Source organism: Pseudomonas sp. GL-B-12, assembly GCF_019955895.1.
Classification (GTDB): Bacteria; Pseudomonadota; Gammaproteobacteria; order Pseudomonadales; family Pseudomonadaceae; genus Aquipseudomonas.
On sequence record NZ_JAHBCX010000006.1, the window covers coordinates 20268 to 38961 of the forward strand.

General features: G+C 59.7%; 17 protein-coding genes. 13 read left to right on the top strand and 4 right to left on the bottom strand.

The genetic code is table 11. The features are described from left to right. Positions 1-328 precede the first annotated feature (328 nt). The 3 genes from gabD (at position 329) to KGA85_RS03495 (ending at position 4584) form a co-directional block, all read left to right on the top strand. On the top strand, positions 329-1771 hold the full coding sequence (gabD, locus tag KGA85_RS03485; protein ID WP_046040713.1) for an NADP-dependent succinate-semialdehyde dehydrogenase: 1443 nt from the start codon (positions 329-331) through the stop codon (positions 1769-1771). 184 nt (positions 1772-1955) lie between these two features. Then, a complete protein-coding gene (gene gabT / locus KGA85_RS03490) occupies positions 1956-3233 on the top strand; it encodes a 4-aminobutyrate--2-oxoglutarate transaminase (RefSeq protein WP_223457262.1) in 1278 nt (425 codons plus the stop codon). 136 nt (positions 3234-3369) lie between these two features. Then, complete coding sequence (locus KGA85_RS03495; protein WP_223457263.1) at positions 3370-4584, top strand: HDOD domain-containing protein; 1215 nt, start codon at positions 3370-3372, stop codon at positions 4582-4584. Positions 4585-4666: 82 nt separating this feature from the next. Here KGA85_RS03495 and KGA85_RS03500 read toward each other — a convergent pair whose 3' ends face one another. After that, positions 4667-5656, bottom strand: a complete 990-nt coding sequence (locus KGA85_RS03500; RefSeq protein ID WP_223533354.1) for a GGDEF domain-containing protein — start codon at positions 5654-5656, stop codon at positions 4667-4669. 286 nt (positions 5657-5942) lie between these two features. After that, a complete protein-coding gene (gene desA / locus KGA85_RS03505; protein ID WP_223457267.1) occupies positions 5943-7127 on the bottom strand; it encodes a delta-9 fatty acid desaturase DesA in 1185 nt (394 codons plus the stop codon). Between the two features lie 146 nt (positions 7128-7273). On the opposite strand from desA, the gene dibA reads away from it, so the two are divergent. The 6 genes from dibA to KGA85_RS03535 all read left to right on the top strand — a co-directional run bounded on the left by dibA (position 7274) and on the right by KGA85_RS03535 (position 13446). Beyond that, positions 7274-9193 carry a phosphodiesterase DibA gene (gene dibA, locus KGA85_RS03510; protein ID WP_223457269.1) on the top strand — a complete coding sequence of 640 codons (1920 nt, stop codon included), beginning with the start codon at positions 7274-7276 and terminating at the stop codon, positions 9191-9193. A gap of 225 nt (positions 9194-9418) precedes the next feature. Next, entirely contained in the window at positions 9419-9601 is a 183-nt protein-coding gene (oscA, locus tag KGA85_RS03515) for a sulfur starvation response protein OscA (protein WP_007975618.1), read from the top strand. A 68-nt stretch (positions 9602-9669) separates the two neighbouring features. After that, positions 9670-10683 carry a sulfate ABC transporter substrate-binding protein gene (locus tag KGA85_RS03520; protein ID WP_223457271.1) on the top strand — a complete coding sequence of 338 codons (1014 nt, stop codon included), beginning with the start codon at positions 9670-9672 and terminating at the stop codon, positions 10681-10683. Between the two features lie 69 nt (positions 10684-10752). Beyond that, on the top strand, positions 10753-11571 hold the full coding sequence (gene cysT, locus KGA85_RS03525) for a sulfate ABC transporter permease subunit CysT (RefSeq protein ID WP_007972956.1): 819 nt from the start codon (positions 10753-10755) through the stop codon (positions 11569-11571). A gap of 12 nt (positions 11572-11583) precedes the next feature. Beyond that, positions 11584-12453: a sulfate ABC transporter permease subunit CysW gene (cysW, locus tag KGA85_RS03530; protein WP_060543939.1), complete on the top strand. Its 870-nt coding sequence runs from the start codon at positions 11584-11586 to the stop codon at positions 12451-12453. 3 nt (positions 12454-12456) lie between these two features. Further along, positions 12457-13446: a sulfate/molybdate ABC transporter ATP-binding protein gene (locus tag KGA85_RS03535; protein ID WP_085717793.1), complete on the top strand. Its 990-nt coding sequence runs from the start codon at positions 12457-12459 to the stop codon at positions 13444-13446. 108 nt (positions 13447-13554) lie between these two features. Here the strand turns inward: KGA85_RS03535 and KGA85_RS03540 are convergent, their stop codons facing one another. Next, on the bottom strand, positions 13555-14079 hold the full coding sequence (locus tag KGA85_RS03540) for a DUF962 domain-containing protein (protein WP_223536358.1): 525 nt from the start codon (positions 14077-14079) through the stop codon (positions 13555-13557). Between the two features lie 83 nt (positions 14080-14162). Between KGA85_RS03540 and KGA85_RS03545 the strand changes: the two genes are divergently transcribed. From KGA85_RS03545 to KGA85_RS03555, 3 genes are all read left to right on the top strand, one after another. Then, complete coding sequence (locus KGA85_RS03545) at positions 14163-14849, top strand: Crp/Fnr family transcriptional regulator (RefSeq protein ID WP_223457275.1); 687 nt, start codon at positions 14163-14165, stop codon at positions 14847-14849. A 115-nt stretch (positions 14850-14964) separates the two neighbouring features. Beyond that, positions 14965-15213, top strand: a complete 249-nt coding sequence (locus KGA85_RS03550; RefSeq protein WP_104450798.1) for a helix-turn-helix domain-containing protein — start codon at positions 14965-14967, stop codon at positions 15211-15213. After that, entirely contained in the window at positions 15206-16438 is a 1233-nt protein-coding gene (locus tag KGA85_RS03555; protein ID WP_223457277.1) for a type II toxin-antitoxin system HipA family toxin, read from the top strand. The genes KGA85_RS03550 and KGA85_RS03555 overlap by 8 nt, the downstream gene beginning before the upstream one ends. Here the strand turns inward: KGA85_RS03555 and KGA85_RS03560 are convergent, their stop codons facing one another. After that, positions 16439-17443, bottom strand: coding sequence for an AraC family transcriptional regulator (locus KGA85_RS03560; protein WP_223457279.1), 1005 nt, complete (start codon positions 17441-17443; stop codon positions 16439-16441). It abuts the gene before it with no gap. A 100-nt stretch (positions 17444-17543) separates the two neighbouring features. Between KGA85_RS03560 and KGA85_RS03565 the strand changes: the two genes are divergently transcribed. Beyond that, positions 17544-18617, top strand: a complete 1074-nt coding sequence (locus tag KGA85_RS03565; protein WP_223533351.1) for a fatty acid desaturase — start codon at positions 17544-17546, stop codon at positions 18615-18617. Positions 18618-18694: the final 77 nt, after the last annotated feature.

The following is an 18694-nucleotide window of genomic DNA, read 5'->3' on the forward strand; positions in this document are numbered from 1 at the left end:
ATGCGCTGCGGGCGTCCATGCTGCTGAATCGCCTGCGTTTTTATAAAGCTGTAACGCGCGTTTGCTACGTTGATCAGAAAAAATAGGCAAAAGCGTCGTTTTCGTTCTTTTTTTCGAACAGGCTATTGTCCTTTACCCCCTTTGATCCTAGGATTCGTTTGAGATTTCAAACGCTCTTGTCTGGGTGCTGAACCGCACGATTTGAATCAGTGCGCTATTTATGTGCTTCAGCCCGGTGAATGATTTCCCTGACGGCAGCCTATCGAGGCGCCTTTCTACAATCATAATTTGCTCCGCATTCGTTGCGGTGCTGTTAAGGAAAGCCGACATGCAGCTTAAAGACACCCAGTTGTTCCGCCAGCAAGCCTTCATCGATGGCGCGTGGGTTGATGCGGACAATGGTCAGACGATCAAGGTCAACAACCCGGCAACGGGCGAAATTCTGGGCACCGTGCCGAAAATGGGCGCTGCCGAAACCCGCCGTGCAATCGAAGCCGCTGACAAAGCGCTGCCGGCCTGGCGTGCACTGACCGCCAAAGAGCGTGCGACCAAGCTGCGTCGCTGGTTCGAGCTGATCATCGAGAACCAGGAAGACCTGGCTCGCCTGATGACTCTGGAGCAAGGCAAGCCATTGGCCGAAGCCAAGGGCGAAATCGTTTACGCCGCTTCCTTCATCGAGTGGTTCGCCGAAGAAGCCAAGCGCATCTACGGTGACGTGATTCCGGGCCACCAGCCAGACAAGCGCCTGATCGTGATCAAGCAGCCAATCGGCGTGACCGCTGCAATCACCCCGTGGAACTTCCCGGCTGCAATGATCACCCGTAAAGCCGGCCCGGCCCTGGCCGCCGGTTGCACCATGGTGCTCAAGCCTGCTTCGCAAACCCCTTTCTCCGCCTTCGCCCTGGCCGAACTGGCCCAGCGTGCCGGCATCCCGGCTGGCGTGTTCAGCGTTGTTTCCGGCAGCGCCGGCGACATCGGCAGCGAGCTGACCAGCAACCCGATCGTGCGCAAGCTGTCCTTCACCGGTTCGACCGAAATCGGTCGTCAACTGATGTCGGAATGCGCCAAGGACATCAAGAAAGTGTCCCTGGAACTGGGCGGCAACGCGCCGTTCATCGTGTTCGACGACGCGGACCTGGATAAGGCCGTCGAAGGCGCGATCATTTCCAAGTATCGCAACAACGGTCAGACCTGCGTCTGCGCCAACCGCCTGTACATTCAGGATTCGGTCTACGACGCGTTCGCCGAGAAGCTGAAAGTGGCTGTGGCCAAGCTCAAGATCGGTAACGGTCTGGAAGCAGGCACCACCACTGGCCCGCTGATCGACGAAAAAGCCGTAGCCAAGGTGCAAGAGCACATTGCCGACGCCGTTTCCAAAGGCGCCACCGTGCTGTCTGGCGGCAAGTCGATGGAAGGTAACTTCTTCGAGCCGACCATTCTGACCAACGTGCCGAATAACGCTGCCGTGGCCAAGGAAGAAACCTTCGGTCCATTGGCTCCACTGTTCCGCTTCAAAGACGAAGCCGATGTGATCGCGATGTCCAACGACACCGAGTTCGGTCTGGCCTCGTACTTCTATGCCCGCGACCTGGGTCGCGTATTCCGTGTGGCGGAAGCCCTGGAATACGGCATGGTCGGCGTCAACACCGGGTTGATCTCCAACGAAGTCGCGCCGTTCGGCGGTATCAAGGCCTCGGGCTTGGGCCGTGAAGGCTCCAAGTACGGCATCGAAGATTACCTGGAAATCAAATACCTCTGCCTGGGCATCTAAGCCCGGCACGGCATTGCTTCAAGCGCAAAGGGCACGAGAGCGCTGTCCCTTTGCGCCGCTTCAAACCGGAATTTTCTCGGTGGCCGGGAACGCTGTGGCAGTCGATCATCGCATGCTGCCGCCGTTGCTCCCCGTCGCTTTATCCTTGAACCACGCCGCCCGATGAGCGGTGAATGAGGAATGTATGAGCAAGACTAACGCTTCTTTGATGGCCCGCCGTACCGCTGCTGTTCCACGTGGTGTTGGCCAGATTCACCCGATCTTCGCCGAATCCGCGAAGAACGCGACCGTAACCGACGTTGAAGGTCGTGAGTTCATCGACTTTGCCGGCGGTATCGCCGTACTGAACACCGGCCACGTGCACCCGAAAATCATCGCCGCCGTGACCGAGCAGCTGAACAAGCTGACCCACACCTGCTTCCAGGTTCTGGCCTACGAGCCGTACGTGGAAGTGTGCGAAAAAATCAACGCCAAGGTCCCAGGTGATTTCGACAAAAAAACCCTGCTGGTGACCACCGGCTCCGAAGCCGTGGAAAACTCCATCAAGATCGCCCGTGCCGCCACTGGCCGTGCCGGCGTGATCGCGTTCACCGGCGCCTACCACGGTCGCACCATGATGACCCTGGGCCTGACCGGTAAAGTCGTGCCTTACTCGGCCGGCATGGGTCTGATGCCAGGCGGCATCTTCCGCGCGCTGTACCCGAACGAACTGCACGGTGTGAGCATCGACGATTCGATCGCTTCCATCGAACGCATCTTCAAGAACGACGCCGAGCCGAAAGACATCGCTGCGATCATCATCGAGCCGGTTCAGGGCGAAGGTGGTTTCTACGTCGCTCCGAAAGAATTCATGAAGCGTCTGCGTGCCCTGTGCGACCAGCACGGCATCCTGCTGATCGCTGACGAAGTACAGACTGGCGCTGGCCGTACCGGTACTTTCTTCGCCATGGAACAGATGGGCGTTGCTGCCGACCTGACCACCTTCGCCAAATCCATCGCTGGCGGCTTCCCGCTGGCCGGTGTGTGCGGCAAGGCCGAATACATGGACGCCATCGCTCCAGGCGGCCTGGGCGGAACCTACGCCGGTAGCCCGATCGCTTGCGCCGCGGCCCTGGCCGTGATGGAAGTGTTCGAAGAAGAGCACCTGCTGGATCGCTGCAAGGCTGTTGGCGAGCGTCTGGTAACCGGCCTGAAGGCCATCCAGGCCAAGTACCCGGTGATCGGTGAAGTCCGTGCCCTGGGCGCAATGATCGCTGTCGAGCTGTTCGAAAACGGCGACAGCCACAAGCCGAACGCCGCAGCCGTGGCGTCCGTTGTGGCCAAGGCTCGCGACAAGGGTCTGATCCTGCTGTCCTGCGGCACCTACGGCAACGTTCTGCGCGTCCTGGTACCGCTGACCTCGCCGGACGAGCAACTGGACAAAGGCCTGGCGATCATCGAAGAGTGCTTCTCCGAGCTCTGATCACCCAGTGTGACCTGATCCACAAAAAACCCGCTTCGGCGGGTTTTTTCATGTCCCTGGAAACACATCCCGCGCATTAGCGCTGTATCGAATGGCCAGCATTGGCTAAGGTTCCTGCATTGCCAGGGAGAGCTGTATGACAACTGTCATTTTACCCGCCGTTCCAAGAGTCCTGATCGCCGAGGCCGACCCTTGGTCCCGGGATTTGCTCAAGGAAGTGTTGTTGAACGTACGCTGCGATGCGCGGCTGGACTTGTGCGCCGATGGTCAGCAAGCGCTGGAGCTATTGGCCGCCAACCCCTATGACCTGGTCATCGCCGACTGGGAGTTGCCGGGCGTCGATGGCCTGAATGTACTGCGCAACATCCGTCAGCGCAAACGCAACCCGCCGCTGCCCTTCATCCTCATGAGCAGTCGCAACGACAGTGCCAGCGTACGCGAGGCCTTGCCGCTGGTGCCGGCCGCGTACCTGACCAAGCCTCTGAATATGGAAAGCCTGACCCATCGGTTGCAGGGCTTACTGCTGAATGCTGGCGAAGAAGTCTCGTGCGAAGTGCCGTCGCTGGCACCGGGCATGACGTTGTCGGTGTTTCTGGAGCGTCGCCGGGAATTGGCCGACGGCGCGCCGCTGATGACCGACGTGCAAGTGGCGGTCAAACGCAGCCTCAATCCCAATGGCCTCGACCTGACGGTGCTGGAAGACGAAATCCGCACCGATCCGCAGGTCACGGCCGTGCTGATCGCCGCCGCCAACAGTGCGGCACACCACAACGGCGGCGCTGTGCAAAGCCTGTCCCAGGCGCTGCATCGCTTGGGCACCGGGCAGAGCATGAACCTGATTCTCGGCCTGGCGCTCAAGCGCAGTGCCCGGCTCAGCGATCCGCAATTGGCCGACTATGCCGAGCGATACTGGGATCTGTCGCTGCACACCGCCGAATACGCGCGAACCCTGGCGCGCCTGCTCGATCTAGATCAGGAGCGTTGCTATTGCGCCGGCATGCTGCATCGTCTCGGCGATCTGGCGTTGCTGCGCTGTTTGCAGGAATGGAAACAGGCCGGTGGCGAACTGGACGAGCAGGAGGAAGTGGGCGAAGCGCTGGTTGAATTTGGCGCGGCCTATGGTTCGGCCCTGCGCACGCGCTGGCGCCTGCCGCTGGAGTTGCGGGAGCTGATTGCGGCGGCCTACCAGCTCGGTGGCGGGGTTTATTCCCGCGAAGCGCTGGTGATGAACATGGCGGCGCAGATGGCGCGTCTGACCGAGCATGAGGGCATCGAGGAACTGGCGAAGAGCCGGACGGCGCGGTTGCTCAAGATTGGCTTGCCGGAGTTGATGCGCCTGCGCAAGAAGTAGGTTTCACGCGAATTCCTGTGGGAGCGAGCCTTGTGGCGAGGGGGCAAGCCCCCTCGCCACAGTTGTGAATCTTCAAAAACAGTCAGACAGTGACAATCCGATTTTTACCCTCGCGCTTGGCCCGATACATCGCAGCATCCGCACGGGAAAACAGGTTCTCCACGTTTTCGTCCGCGGCGGTCAGGCTGGTCAGGCCCTGGCTGACGGTGATGCCGAACGTCCGGCCTTCATGGGTGAAACGCAATCGCTGAATCTGCCGTTGCAAGCGTTCCGCCACTTGCAGGGCCATCTGCGGTGTACAGCCGGGAAACACCGCTGCGAACTCTTCACCGCCAATGCGCCCGAACAGGTCGCCACGGCGCAGCGCTGCGCGGCCGCTATCGGCGATGCGCTGCAACACATTGTCGCCTTCCTGGTGACCGTAGGTGTCGTTGATGATTTTGAAGTCATCGATGTCCAGCATCAGGAATGACAGCGGTTCGCCCCGTTGACGGGCGTGTGCGAACTCTTGGTGGGCGCATTCGAAGAAATGCCGGCGATTGCTGCTCTGGGTCAGGGCGTCGGTGGTGGCCAGGCGGTGCAGTTCGCTTTCCATCCGCTTCTTGTCGGTGATGTCTTCGGCGATACCGACGATGATCACCGGTTGCCCCGGCTCGGCCTGGCGGTTGATGTAGCATTTGTCGCTAAGCCAGCGCATCTGGCCGTCGGCGGCAATGATTCGATACTCGCGATCTTCGACGGCGCCGTTGTCTAGCACTTCGGCCAAGCTGCGTTCGGCATAGTCCAGGTCGTCAGGGTAAATGCTGTCGCGCCATTGATTGCAGTCGGCCAGCAGTAGATCGGCCGAACGGCCAAAGATCCGTTCATAGGCGGGGCTGACGTAAAGCACCTGGCGGGTTTCCCAATCGAATGCCCACAGCACCGCGTTGACGCTCATCAGCAAGGTGTTGAACAACTGTTCGCGTTCGCTCAGGCGTGCGACTTCGCCTTGGGCGTGCATCAGCGCCAACAGGGTCTGCGCGGCCTCGGGCCAATGGGACGGAGATGAGTCTTGCAGGTTTTTTTCGTCCATCGACACAAATCTCAAAGGGCATGCCGCGTGCGATCGCGGCCAACATCAAGCCCGCCGGGGATGGCGAAGTGTCTTTGAGATAGGGCTTTTCAGATGAAGTTCCCACCTTTTGTGGCGAGGGAACTGGCTCCCGCCGGGCGGTACTGGCGATGCCTTTTTGCGGCCAAAAATCAATGTGGGAGCGAGCCTGCTCGCGAAAAGGGGGTACCAGTCAATTCAATATTGGCTGACACGCCGCCTTCGCGAGCAGGCTCGCTCCCACAGGTTTTGCGGCTGTGCGCTGCAATCAGACAGCGGCAGGACGCAGGGAGTAGGTCTTCAACTGATCGGCGAATTCGCGCAGGGACTGAATTCCGCTGGCTTCGGCTTCGTGTATCCAGTCCTTGATGGCCGCCAGCATGTCGTGACCATTTGAGCTGGTCTTGACCCAGATCTGCTGCAGGGCCAGGCGTTTCTCGTAAATTACCTTCAGCGCCTGACTGTGCTCGAGCATGTTCTGGATGCGCACGTGGTGTTTGTCATCAAGTAGGCTGGTCTCCCGCGAAAGCAGGCGTTTGGCCCGGTGGAACTGGTGACGTACCGAGTGATCGACCTTTTCCAGCTCTTGCTTGACCAGCGGGCCGATCACCAATTTGCGGTACTGGGCCATGATCTGGAAGCGATTGTTGAGGATCGCCATGGCGGTGTCCATGTCCAGGTTGCCCTTGCCTTCGACGCGATGGGCAATCGGCGCAACCCGTTGAACCTTGGCCAGGCGCAGGAAGCTGAAGACTTGAATCCACGCCCAGCCCAGGTCGAATTCCCACTTCTTCACCGACAATTTTGCCGAGTTAGGGTAGGTGTGATGGTTGTTATGCAGTTCTTCGCCGCCAATCAGGATGCCCCAAGGCACCAGGTTGGTCGCCGCATCGCGGCATTCGAAGTTGCGGTAGCCGATGGCATGGCCCAGGCCATTGACCACGCCGGCGGCCCATACCGGGATCCACATCATCTGGATGGCCCAGATGGTGATGCCGATGGTGCCGAACAGCAGCAGGTCGATAACGCCCATGATCGCGATGCCCAGCAGCGGGTAGCGGCTGTAGAGGTTGCGCTCGATCCAGTCTTCGGGGCAGTTCTTGCCGTAGATGCGCAGGGTCTCGGGGTTTTCCGCTTCGGCGCGGTACAACTCGGCGCCTTTGCGCAGCACCGTGGACAAGCCCTTGATGACCGGGCTGTGCGGGTCATCGACGGTTTCGCATTTGGCGTGATGCTTGCGGTGGATGGCGGTCCACTCGCGGGTGTTCTGTGCCGTGGTCAGCCACAGCCAGAAACGGAAGAAATGCTTAAGGCCCCCATTCAGCTCCAGGGAGCGATGGGCCGAGTAACGATGCAGATAGACCGTGACGGCGATGATCGTGACGTGGGTCATCAGCAGGGTGATTGCTACCAGCGACCAGGGCGACAAGCCAAGAAAACCTTCGTACCACATAGGCTGTAGGGCCCTCAATAAAGAAAAAACAGCCGTTGCATTATCACTAAGCCCACACAGAAAACCAGTCGCCCTTTCAGATAAGAGTGGCTGGATGTGTCTTTAAACCATCATTCCAACCTTTTTGTAGGGACATGGACCGCCGGATGTCTGCCACCTATCTCGATGCCTTGCGCGCGGCGCTGCTCTATCTGTTGCTTTCTGCGGTTTGGCTGCAGATCAGTGGCTATTTATTAAACAGTTTCTTCGATAGCTCTGCCGAGCGACTGCGATGGCAACTGATCAACGGTTATGTCTGGGTGCTGTTCAGCACCGGGTTGATCTTCATTGCCCGAGCGCGGCTGCTGCGGTGTCTGGGGATCGGCGACAAATTGCGTAAGCGCGATGCCGACCGCATGCGCTTGCGCCAGGCAGCGGCAGTGTTCGACTGCACCCGCGAAGGCGTGCTGGTCACCAATCGGGAAGGCGTGATCGTCCATGTGAATCGGGCGTTCATGGAGATCACCGGTTACGGGTGTGAGGACGTGCTGGGGCGGCGGCCCAATCTGTTCAAGTCCGGGCGACATTCCCTTGAGTTTTATCAGACGATGTTTGTCGCACTCGACAGTGCCGGGGAGTGGAGCGGGGAAATCTGGAACCGGCGCAAAAGCGGCGAGATTTACCCGCAATGGCAAACGATTCGACTGATCCACGACGACAACGGCCAACCGAGCCAATATGTGGCGGTGTTTTCCGACATCAGTGCAATCAAGAACTCCGAACACGAGCTGATGCACCTGGCGCACCACGACCCGCTGACCGACCTGCCGAACCGCCTGCTGTTCACCGACCGCGCGGAACAGGCCCTGGCCTCGGCACAGGTCCACAAACGTGGCTGCGCGCTGCTGATGATCGATCTCGATCACTTCAAGATGATCAACGACAGCCTCGGGCATACCGTTGGCGACCAGTTGCTCAAGGCTGTGGCCGAGCGCCTGGGCGCCATGTTTGGTCCGGGCATCACCCTGGCCAGGCTGGGCGGAGATGAATTCGCCGTACTCGCCGAAAGCTGTCCGCAACTGGTTCAGGCCGCTGCGTTGGCCCAGAGGATCATCGACGGCCTCAAAGCACCATTCTCTATCGATGACCATCAGTTGTTCATCAACACCAGCATCGGCATCAGCCTGTTCCCCGGCGATGCCTTGAGCGTTGAGCAACTGCTGCGCAATGCCGACTCTGCACTGTTCAAGGCCAAGAGCACGGGGCGCAATGATTATGCCCTGTACACCGAAGAGCTGACGGCCCACGCCCAGCAACGGGTGGAGATCGCCTTCGAATTGCGCCGCGCCCTGGATCGGCAAGAGTTGCGGGTTTATTACCAGCCGGTTCACGACCTCAAGACCAATCGCCTGATTGGCGTCGAGGCGCTGGTGCGTTGGCAGCACCCGCAGCGGGGCCTGGTGTCGCCAGCGGAATTCATACCGGTCGCTGAACGAACCGGTCTGATCGCCGAAATCGATGCCTGGGTCATGGCGCAGGCGTGCCGGCAGATGTGCCAGTGGCAGCAGGGCGGAGTGGTGCTGTCGTTCGTCGCGGTCAACGTTTCTTCGCGCCTGTTCGCCCGTCGTGAGCTGTATCAGCAGGTGGCGCAAGTCCTGCGCGAAACCGGGCTGGAGCCGGCGTTTCTCGAGCTGGAAGTCACCGAAAGCGCGGTGATGGAAGACCCGGAAGTCGCGCTGGAGCAGATGCATCGCCTGCGCGAGCTGGGTGTGCGCCTGGCCATCGACGACTTCGGCACGGGCTATTCATCGCTGCTGCGACTCAAGCGTCTGCCGGTGCAAAAGTTGAAAATCGACCAGGGCTTCGTTGCCGGTTTGCCGTGGGATGAGGACGATGCGGCGATTTCACGGGTGATCATTGCCCTGGCGCAAAGCATGGGCATGCAGGTGCATGCCGAAGGGATCGAGCAGGTCGAACAGGCTGCTTTCCTCCTCGAACAGGGATGTGATCTTGGTCAGGGTTACTGGTTCGGGCGGCCGGTACCAGCGGCGCAGCTGGATTGGGCTCATGCGCCGGTGATTGGATAGGCGCAAACCCTGTGGGAGCAGCCGGTCGACGCTCCCACAGGTTTTTTTGTGTGCTTGAAAGAGGGCTATTCACCTCAAGCCCTTGTCCCTTCAGTTAATCTCTTCTGGTTATATAAACATTCTTAAATAGTCTTTTTAAGAATATCTGTGTCTCTCTAGTATTGCTCTCAAGCCGCAAGCAGTGCCGACACTGCGAGGCAACCTCTCAGTTGAAGGAGCAGCAATATGAGCGCATCCCTGCGTAGCGTCGACGGTCAAGACGAAGCCACCATCCTGCGTGAAATCCAGAGTGCCCTGCGCGATCTGCGCTTTGGCGCCGTGGAAATCACCGTGCACAACGCCCAGGTGGTGCAGATCGAGCGCAAAGAAAAATTCCGTTTGCAGCAGCCGGGCAACAAGCCGGGCTGAGGCGAATCAGGCAACGCGATATCCCATAAGAAAAAGCCAACACACCAGGAATTCCAGGAGCTTTCACCATGTCGTCGATTCGTCATTTCGCTTTGGCCGCCCTGGCCAGCGCCCTTTTTGCCGGTTCCGCCGTTGCCAAGGACTATGAGCTGCTCAACGTGTCGTACGACCCGACCCGCGAGCTGTACCAGGACTACAACGCTGAGTTCATCAAGTTCTGGCAGAAAGATCACGCCGGCGACACCGTGAAGGTCCAGCAATCCCACGGCGGTTCGGGCAAGCAAGGTCGGGCGGTGATTGATGGCCTGCGTGCCGACGTCGTGACCCTGGCCCTGGCCGGTGATATCGACGAAATCGCCAAGCTCGGCAAAACCCTGCCGGCCGACTGGCAAAAACGCTTGCCGGAAGCGAGCACGCCTTACACCTCGACCATCGTGTTCCTGGTGCGCAAGGGTAACCCTAAAGGCATCAAGGACTGGGGCGACCTGGTCAAGAACGACGTCTCGGTGATCACGCCGAACCCGAAAACCTCCGGCGGTGCACGCTGGAACTTCCTCGCGGCGTGGGCCTATGGCCTGAAAGCCAATGGCGGCGACGAAGCCAAGGCCAAGGAATACGTACAGACCCTGTTCAAGCACGTGCCAGTGCTGGACACCGGCGCTCGCGGTTCGACCATTACCTTCGTCAACAACGGTCAGGGCGACGTATTGCTGGCCTGGGAAAACGAAGCCTTCCTGGCCCTGAAAGAAGAGGGCGGCGCCGACAAGTTCGACATCGTCGTGCCTTCGCTGTCGATTCTCGCCGAGCCACCGGTGGCGGTAGTCGACAAGAACGCCGAGAAAAAGGGCAACGAGCAGATCGCCGAAGCCTACCTCAAGCACCTGTACAGCCCGGCCGGCCAGGAAATCGCGGCGAAGAACTTCTATCGTCCACGTGACAAGGACGTGGCCGCCAAGTACGCCCAGCAGTTCCCGAAACTGGAACTGGTGAGCATCGACAAGGACTTCGGCGGCTGGAAAACCGCTCAGCCGAAATTCTTCAATGACGGGGGCGTGTTCGACCAGATCTACCAGGCGCAGTAATCTTAAATAGCCATCAACGAGCCCCGGATTTATCTCCGGGGCTTATTGCGTTCTCAACCAAGGACTTTTATGTCGCGTCGTATCTCCCCCGTCATACCCGGCTTCGGGCTGACGCTGGGCTACACCTTGGTGTACCTCAGCCTGATTGTGCTCATACCACTGGCGGCGATGTTCGTGCATGCCGCTCAACTCACCTGGGATCAGTTCTGGGCAATCATCTCGGCGCCACGGGTGCTGGCCGCGTTGAAGCTCAGCTTCGGCACGGCGCTTTGTGCCGCGATCATCAACGGCATCATCGGCACGCTGCTGGCCTGGGTATTAGTGCGCTATACCTTCCCTGGACGAAAAGTGATCGATGCAATGATCGACCTGCCATTCGCATTGCCCACGGCGGTGGCCGGTATTGCGCTGACGGCGTTGTACACCCCCACCGGTCTAGTCGGTCAATTTGCAGCGGATCTGGGTTTCAAGATCGCCTACACCCCTCTGGGCATCACCCTTGCCCTCACTTTTGTGACACTTCCATTCGTAGTACGTACCGTACAGCCAGTATTGGCGGATATCCCCCGTGAAGTGGAAGAAGCGGCAGCGTGCCTGGGAGCAAAGCCCTTGCAGGTTTTCCGCCATATCCTGTTGCCGGCACTGCTTCCGGCATGGCTGACCGGTTTCGCTCTGGCCTTTGCCCGTGGGGTCGGCGAGTACGGTTCGGTGATTTTCATCGCCGGCAACATGCCGATGAAAACCGAGATTCTGCCGCTGCTGATCATGGTCAAGCTCGACCAATACGATTACACCGGCGCTACCTCCATTGGTGTACTGATGCTGGTGGTTTCCTTCGTCTTGTTGCTGCTGATCAACTTGTTGCAGCGGCGCATCGAAACCCCATAAGGAGGCGCACCCATGTCCCAATCATCTATTGCTGCCGCTTCCTCGAACGCTGCCCGCCGTGGCAGTGCGACTTCGCGGCGAATCCTGATCGGCCTTGGCTGGCTGATTTTTGCGCTGTTCCTGTTGTTGCCGCTGTTCATCGTGGTGTCCCAGGGACTGAAGCTCGGCCTCGGGGCGTTTTTCACCGCGATCTTTGAACCGGACGCGCTGTCGGCGCTGAAGCTCACGGTCATCGCCGTATTGATTTCGGTGCCGCTGAATCTGGTATTTGGCGTCAGCGCCGCGTGGTGCGTGAGCAAGTACTCGTTCCGCGGCAAGAGCATGCTGGTGACCCTGATCGACCTGCCGTTCTCGGTGTCGCCGGTGATCGCGGGCCTGGTCTATGTGTTGATGTTCGGCGCCCAGGGTCTGTTCGGGCCGTGGTTGCAAGATCACGACATCCAGATCGTCTTTGCCCTGCCGGGCATCGTGCTGGCGACGATCTTCGTCACCGTGCCGTTCGTGGCCCGTGAACTGATCCCGCTGATGCAGGAGCAAGGCACTCAGGAAGAGGAGGCCGCGCGCCTGCTCGGGGCCAACGGCTGGCAGATGTTCTGGCACGTCACTGTGCCCAACATCAAATGGGGCCTGATCTACGGCGTGGTGTTGTGCACCGCGCGGGCCATGGGGGAGTTCGGTGCGGTGTCGGTGGTTTCCGGGCACATTCGCGGGGTGACCAACACCCTGCCGCTGCACGTCGAGATCCTCTACAACGAATACAACCACGTGGCCGCGTTCGCCGTGGCGAGCCTGTTGCTGATCCTGGCGCTCTTCATCCTGCTGCTCAAGCAGTGGAGCGAAAACCGTATTAACCGCCTGCGCACCAGCGCCGCGGAGGAATAATTCATGTCGATCGAAGTGCGTAACGTCAGCAAGAACTTCCATGCCTTCAAGGCGCTGGACAACATCAGCCTGGACATCCAGAGCGGCGAACTCGTCGCACTGCTCGGTCCGTCGGGCTGCGGCAAGACCACGCTGCTGCGGATCATCGCAGGCCTGGAAACCCCGGATCAGGGCAACATCGTGTTCCACGGTGAAGACGTTTCCGGCCATGACGTGCGTGATCGCAACGTCGGTTTTGTGTTCCAGCACTACGCCTTGTTCCGCCACATGACGGTGTTCGACAACGTCGCGTTCGGCCTGCGCATGAAGCCGAAAAACCAGCGCCCGAGCGAAAGCCAGATCGCAACCAAGGTTCACGAACTGCTGAACATGGTGCAACTGGACTGGTTGTCGGACCGCTACCCGGAACAACTCTCCGGCGGTCAGCGCCAGCGCATTGCCCTGGCCCGAGCGCTGGCGGTGGAGCCGAAAGTGCTGCTGCTCGACGAACCTTTCGGCGCCCTCGACGCCAAGGTCCGTAAAGAACTGCGCCGCTGGTTGGCGCGCCTGCACGAAGACATCAACCTGACCTCGGTGTTCGTGACCCACGACCAGGAAGAAGCCATGGAAGTCGCCGACCGTATCGTGGTGATGAACAAGGGTGTGATCGAGCAGATCGGTTCACCGGGTGACGTTTACGAAAACCCCGCCAGCGATTTCGTCTATCACTTCCTCGGTGATTCGAACCGTCTGCACCTGGGCGAAGACAAGCACGTGCTGTTCCGCCCGCACGAGGTGTCGCTGTCGCGCCATGAACTGGAAGACCACCACGCGGCTGAAGTGCGCGATATTCGTCCGCTGGGCGCGACGACGCGGGTGACGTTGAAGGTCGAGGGGCAGAGCGATCTGATCGAAGCCGAAGTGGTAAAGGATCACGATAGCCTGATCGGGTTGGCGAAGGGAGAGACGCTGTTCTTCAAGCCGAAGGTCTGGCAGAAGGTCGCGAACATTTAAAATCAAAAGCTTCGCGAGCAAGCCCGCTCCCACAGAGGATCGGTGTTGAGCACAAAACTTGTGGCCAACCTCAAAACCTGTAGGAGCGGGCTTGCCCGCGAATGTGATCTAAACAGCAGCACGCTTCGGATTGACTCGCACCCCACCCGCCCGCGCCTCGATCTGCTCTTTCAGGTCATGCCGCATCCCCAGCATGAACGCCAACTCGGCCACCACGAACAACGGCCCGACAATCAACCCGGTCACGTCATCGACAAATGCCGGTTTTCGCCCTTCGTAGTGATGGCCGACAAACTGGATCGCCCAACCGATCACGAACATTGCCACGCCGCTGCCTAGCCAGACCAGCGTGCCTTGCTGCGCCAGCGCATGACCTGCCCACAGGGACAGCCCGAGCAACACGGTCATCAACACGCCCAGGCGCAACTCCAGGCGCAGGTAAAACCATGCCGATGCCAGCGAGACGAGCACCGCCGGTGACATCCACACGCCGCCCAGCGACCACTGCGGCCGCGACAGCAACACCGCGACGGCCACCACGATCAGCGGAATGCCGATAAAGTGCGAGGCGATGTTGCGCGGGTCACGGTGATAGGCGGCGTATTGACTGAGGTGGTCGACGAGGTTTTTCATTGTTGTTCTCCTGTGGGGTGATTGATCATGCCCCGGGGTCACTTCCCGCTCTGTCAGCCAGGCGACAATCTCTAGGAGTTTTCATGGATATGCAGGTCTGGCGTCCACGCCTGATGAGCGGTCAGTGGTTCAGCCATTTGCCTGATTCCCTACAGGATAGACTGCTGTCGGCGGCCAGGCTGCGGCGGCTGTCGCCGGGCCAGCGGCTGTTCAAACGTGGCGATCCGCCCTGTGGCCTGTACGCGGTGCTTGAAGGCGCGGTGCGCGTCGGTGCCGTGAGCGAGCAGGGCAAGGAAGCGTTGCTGAGCCTGGTGGAGCCGCCGCACTGGTTCGGCGAAATCTGCCTGTTCGACGGCCAGCCACGCACCCACGATGCCTACGGCGTGGGCCAGTGCGCGCTGCTGCACATCCCCCAGAACACCTTGCTGGCGCTGCTCGACGAGCATCCGCAGCACTGGCGGCAACTGGCGTTGCTGATGAGCCAGAAGCTGCGCATGACCTTCATCAATCTCGAACAATTGAGTCTGTTGCCGGCCCCGGCCAGGCTGGCGCACCGCTTGCTGATGATCGCCGAAGGCTATGGCGAGACCGCTCCACCGCGCCGCGTCCTGCAACTGCCCCAGGAGCAGCTTGCCGCCATGTTGTCGCTGTCGCGCCAGACCACCAACCAGATCCTCAAGGAGTTGCAGGGGCAGGGGGTCATCGGGTTGAGTTACGGCGAAATCGAAATCCTCGATGCCGAGCGGTTGCGGGTGTTGGCGATGGTTTGATGATTGAAATGGGCGTCAGCAAATGTAGCTGGACTTCAGTCAGTATCTGCACTAAATACAATGCATAACCATTAATCTAACAAATTATGCACTGTATACGATGCATGGCGGTGAAATGGAAAACCTTGGCAAGTTGATCCGAACGTTACGCAAGGAAAGAAAACTCTCCCAGCAGGCATTGGCACAGCAGTACGGAATGAGCCGGGCGACGATCTCCGGTATCGAAAACAACACCCTCTCCGAAATTGGTCTGCGCAAGGTCGAGGCGATCCTCAATGGCTTCGGTTATGAACTGACAGCAGTGCCGCGACAGTCGAAGCGGCCAACGCTGGACACCCTCAAAAAGGTGGATTTCCATGGATGAGCCGCAGGAGAAGGATCGACTGGCTATCAGCGTTTCCAACAGTGCGGTGGGAGTCCTTGGTCGTGGCCAGCCTCCCATCGACACCGTGTTTGCCTACGCCGAAAACGCGTCAGAACAAAACGCCGTCTCGTTGACCATGCCGGTGCGGCTGGAGAGTTACGCGTGGGAACCAGGTGTTCCACCGGTTTTTGAAATGAATTTGCCAGAGGGAGCCCTGCGCGATGAACTGACTCGTCGCTTCAGCAAGGCCGTCCGGGGGTTTGACGATTTTTCGATGCTTGCCATAGTCGGCCCGCACCAGCTCGGAAGAGTCGGCATTTCAAAGGCCCCGGGGCCGGTCGACCAGCCACCTGAAACCAGCCTGGCGGAGCTTCTTGTACATGACGGCGCGCAAGGTCTGTTCGAAGGCCTCTTGCAGACCTATGGCCAGTATTCAGGCGTTTCCGGTGTGCAACCGAAGGTACTGGTGCGTGACAGCGCGTCAACCATCGATCGGCTGTCCCATCGGGGGGCCACGCATCTGGTCAAAGCCTTTCGTCCAGAGCAATACCCGGAACTCGCTGGCAATGAATACTTCTGCATGCGGGCGGCGTTGCATTCGGGTCTTGAGGTGCCGAAGTTTGAACTCAGTGAGCACGGCAAGTTTTTGATCGTTGAACGCTTCGACTTGAATGAAAAAGGTTACCTGGGGTTCGAGGACTTCTGCGTGCTCAATGCCTGGCCATCAAAAGCCAAATACGATGGTTCGTACGAAGGTGCGGCCAAGCAGATCAAGGCCTTTGTTTCTCCGCCTTTGCTCAATCAGGCACTGGAGTCGTTTTTCAAAATCGTCGCGCTGTCATCGGGTTTGAAGAATGGCGACGCGCACCTGAAAAACTTCGGTGTTCTGTACGAAGACTGTGGTGTCGATGCACCAATCAGCCTGGCACCTGCCTACGACATCATCACCACGTCGGTCTACATCAAGACCGATAGCATGGCGTTGCTATTGGGCGGATCGAAGGCGTGGCCCAAGTACAAAATGCTGATGCGGTTTGGCCGCTCCGCCTGCAATTTGACCGAGGGACGCTGCAACGAATTGCTGCAACAAGTCATCCATGGGATGGCAATGGCGATGGGCGAGATGGGCCAACACATAAAGGCAAACAGTGCCTTTGCCGAGGTTGGAGAGGCGATGCTGGAACAGTGGAACGAGGGTATGGCGCGCAGCCTGGTCAAAGGCTGATCAGCGCAACCCATCCCGAAACTGCCCCGGTGTCATCCCCGTCCAGCGCTTGAAGGCGCGGCTGAAGCTGCTGGTGTCGGCAAACCCGAGCAGATAACTGATCTCGCTCAACGAACATTGCGGGTCACGCAAGTGCAGCAGCGCCAGGTTTTCACGACTTTCATTGAGCAGCGTATCGAACCGGCAGCCTTCATCGGCCAAGTGCCGTTGCAGGCTGCGCAGGCTCAGGTGCAGGGCCTTGGCGATGTGTTCGGCGCTGGGTTCGCCTTCGGGCAGTTGTTCTTCAATCGCATCGCGGACCTTGCGTTCCCACGTCAGCAACTTGAGTTGCGCCAGGGTGCGCTTGAGCACGGTTTCATTGTGTTCGGCCAGCTCCGGATTGGCATCGTCCAGGTGGCTGTCGAAATCGACGAGGGCGAATTCCAGCCGATCCTCGTCGGCGCCGAAGTGCACGGGCGAGCGAAAGACTTTATGCCATTGATGCGCGTCTGCCGGCTCCGGGCGGCGCAGGTAGGTCGCCAGCGGCGCGTAGTCGCGACCCAGGCGATTGCGGCAGGTGCGCACGTAAATCGCCATGAACGCATCAATGGCCTCGAGGGCCGGGGCCGGGTTGCCGGAAGGGATTTTCAGGCGGAAACAGTAGCGATCCTCGGCGCGGGTCAGTTCCAGTTCCAGGGCATCGCTGACCACCTGGTGATAGCGCACGATGCGCTCGAACACTTCCCGCAGGCTGCCGCTGGCCACCAGCGCATAACCCAGCGCGTGGAAGGTAGTCGGGCTGACGAAACGCGACACCCGCAAACCGATCGCCGGATCACCGCTGGCCTGCACCGCCAGATTCCACAGGTGCGTGGTGCCCGACAGCGGGTAGCGCGCATTCGGGTCGTCCATCAGTTGTGGGTCGAGCCCCGATTGCTGGCACAGGGCGGTGCTGTCGATGCCCAAGGCATCGAGTTGCTTGCGCAGGGCGCGGGTCCAGCTGGCGAGGGAGGTCGGTTCAGTCATGCTGATTGGCGCTTCCAGTCAACAGGTTGGCGTTCTCGGCTACCGCGTTGCGAGGGTTCGCAAGGCAGGATGCAACCATCAATAACCAGAGGATGGAAGCATGGACCGTACTTCTGCAAGCCCCCAACGACTGAATGCAGCCCAACGATCGGCCCATATCCGTGAAGTGGTGCTGGCCAGAGGCGTCGAGCTGCGCGAGCAATACCCGATTCTCAAGCATCAGGACGCCCTCGGCGCGGGCATTCTGGCCTTCGCCCTGGCCGGCATGATCGGTTCGGCGGCGCTCTATATGAGCGGGCACATGGCGTGGTGGGCGTGCCTGCTGCTCAACGCGTTTTTCGCCTCGTTGACCCATGAGCTGGAACACGACCTGATCCACAGCATGTACTTCCGCAAGCAGAAGGTGCCGCACAACCTGATGATGGGGTTGGTGTGGCTGGCACGGCCGAGCACCATCAACCCGTGGATTCGCCGCCATCTGCACCTCAATCACCATAAGGTGTCGGGTTCTGAAACCGACATGGAAGAACGCGCCATCACCAACGGCGAGCCATGGGGCATCGCACGATTCTTGATGATTGGCGACAACATGATGTCGTCATTCATCCGCATGCTGCGGGCCAAGACCTGGGCGCAAAAGATCAGCATCGTCCAGCGCACCCTGAAGGTCTACGCACCGCTGGCGCTGATGCATTGGGGCGCGTGGTACGTGCTTCTCGGTTTCCACGCAGCGAACGGCATTGCGCATCTGATGGGCGCACCGATCGAGTGGTCGGCGACCACGTTGTCGGTGATGCAGGTGATCGACATCGCGGCGGTGGTGATCATCGGTCCGAATGTGTTGCGCACGTTCTGCCTGCACTTCATCAGCTCGAACATGCATTACTACGGCGATGTGGAACCGGGCAACGTGATGCAGCAGTGCCAGGTACTCAATGCCCCGTGGCTGTGGCCGTTGCAGGCGTTCTGCTTCAACTTCGGCAGCAGCCACGGCATCCATCACTTTGTGGTGAAGGAGCCGTTCTACATCCGCCAGTTGACCGTGCCGGTGGGGCATAGGGTAATGCGTGAGATGGGCGTGCGGTTCAATGATTTCGGCACGTTTGCGCGGGCTAACCGGTTTGAGCGCAAGGAAGAGGCGGTAGGTGTTAGGACACAAACCGCTCAAGTCTGACTCGTACTTGTGGCGAGGGGGCTTGCTCCCGTTGGGCTGCGCAGCAGCTCCCTTCGTTTTCGGGATAAGGGGGCCGC

Excerpts from the sequence above, each read along its gene's own strand:
- gabT (WP_223457262.1), top strand. The coding sequence starts at position 1,956 with ATGAGCAAGACTAACGCTTCTTTGATGGCCCGCCGTACCGCTGCTGTT.
- cysW (WP_060543939.1), top strand. The coding sequence starts at position 11,584 with ATGTCCCAATCATCTATTGCTGCCGCTTCCTCGAACGCTGCCCGCCGT.
- KGA85_RS03545 (WP_223457275.1), top strand. The coding sequence starts at position 14,163 with ATGGATATGCAGGTCTGGCGTCCACGCCTGATGAGCGGTCAGTGGTTC.
- KGA85_RS03555 (WP_223457277.1), top strand. The coding sequence starts at position 15,206 with ATGGATGAGCCGCAGGAGAAGGATCGACTGGCTATCAGCGTTTCCAAC.
- KGA85_RS03540 (WP_223536358.1), bottom strand. The coding sequence starts at position 14,079 with ATGAAAAACCTCGTCGACCACCTCAGTCAATACGCCGCCTATCACCGT.
- oscA (WP_007975618.1), top strand. The coding sequence starts at position 9,419 with ATGAGCGCATCCCTGCGTAGCGTCGACGGTCAAGACGAAGCCACCATC.
- gabD (WP_046040713.1), top strand. The coding sequence starts at position 329 with ATGCAGCTTAAAGACACCCAGTTGTTCCGCCAGCAAGCCTTCATCGAT.
- KGA85_RS03500 (WP_223533354.1), bottom strand. The coding sequence starts at position 5,656 with ATGGACGAAAAAAACCTGCAAGACTCATCTCCGTCCCATTGGCCCGAG.
- KGA85_RS03495 (WP_223457263.1), top strand. The coding sequence starts at position 3,370 with ATGACAACTGTCATTTTACCCGCCGTTCCAAGAGTCCTGATCGCCGAG.
- dibA (WP_223457269.1), top strand. The coding sequence starts at position 7,274 with ATGTCTGCCACCTATCTCGATGCCTTGCGCGCGGCGCTGCTCTATCTG.
- KGA85_RS03550 (WP_104450798.1), top strand. The coding sequence starts at position 14,965 with ATGGAAAACCTTGGCAAGTTGATCCGAACGTTACGCAAGGAAAGAAAA.
- KGA85_RS03520 (WP_223457271.1), top strand. The coding sequence starts at position 9,670 with ATGTCGTCGATTCGTCATTTCGCTTTGGCCGCCCTGGCCAGCGCCCTT.
- KGA85_RS03535 (WP_085717793.1), top strand. The coding sequence starts at position 12,457 with ATGTCGATCGAAGTGCGTAACGTCAGCAAGAACTTCCATGCCTTCAAG.
- KGA85_RS03560 (WP_223457279.1), bottom strand. The coding sequence starts at position 17,443 with ATGACTGAACCGACCTCCCTCGCCAGCTGGACCCGCGCCCTGCGCAAG.
- cysT (WP_007972956.1), top strand. The coding sequence starts at position 10,753 with ATGTCGCGTCGTATCTCCCCCGTCATACCCGGCTTCGGGCTGACGCTG.
- KGA85_RS03565 (WP_223533351.1), top strand. The coding sequence starts at position 17,544 with ATGGACCGTACTTCTGCAAGCCCCCAACGACTGAATGCAGCCCAACGA.
- desA (WP_223457267.1), bottom strand. The coding sequence starts at position 7,127 with ATGTGGTACGAAGGTTTTCTTGGCTTGTCGCCCTGGTCGCTGGTAGCA.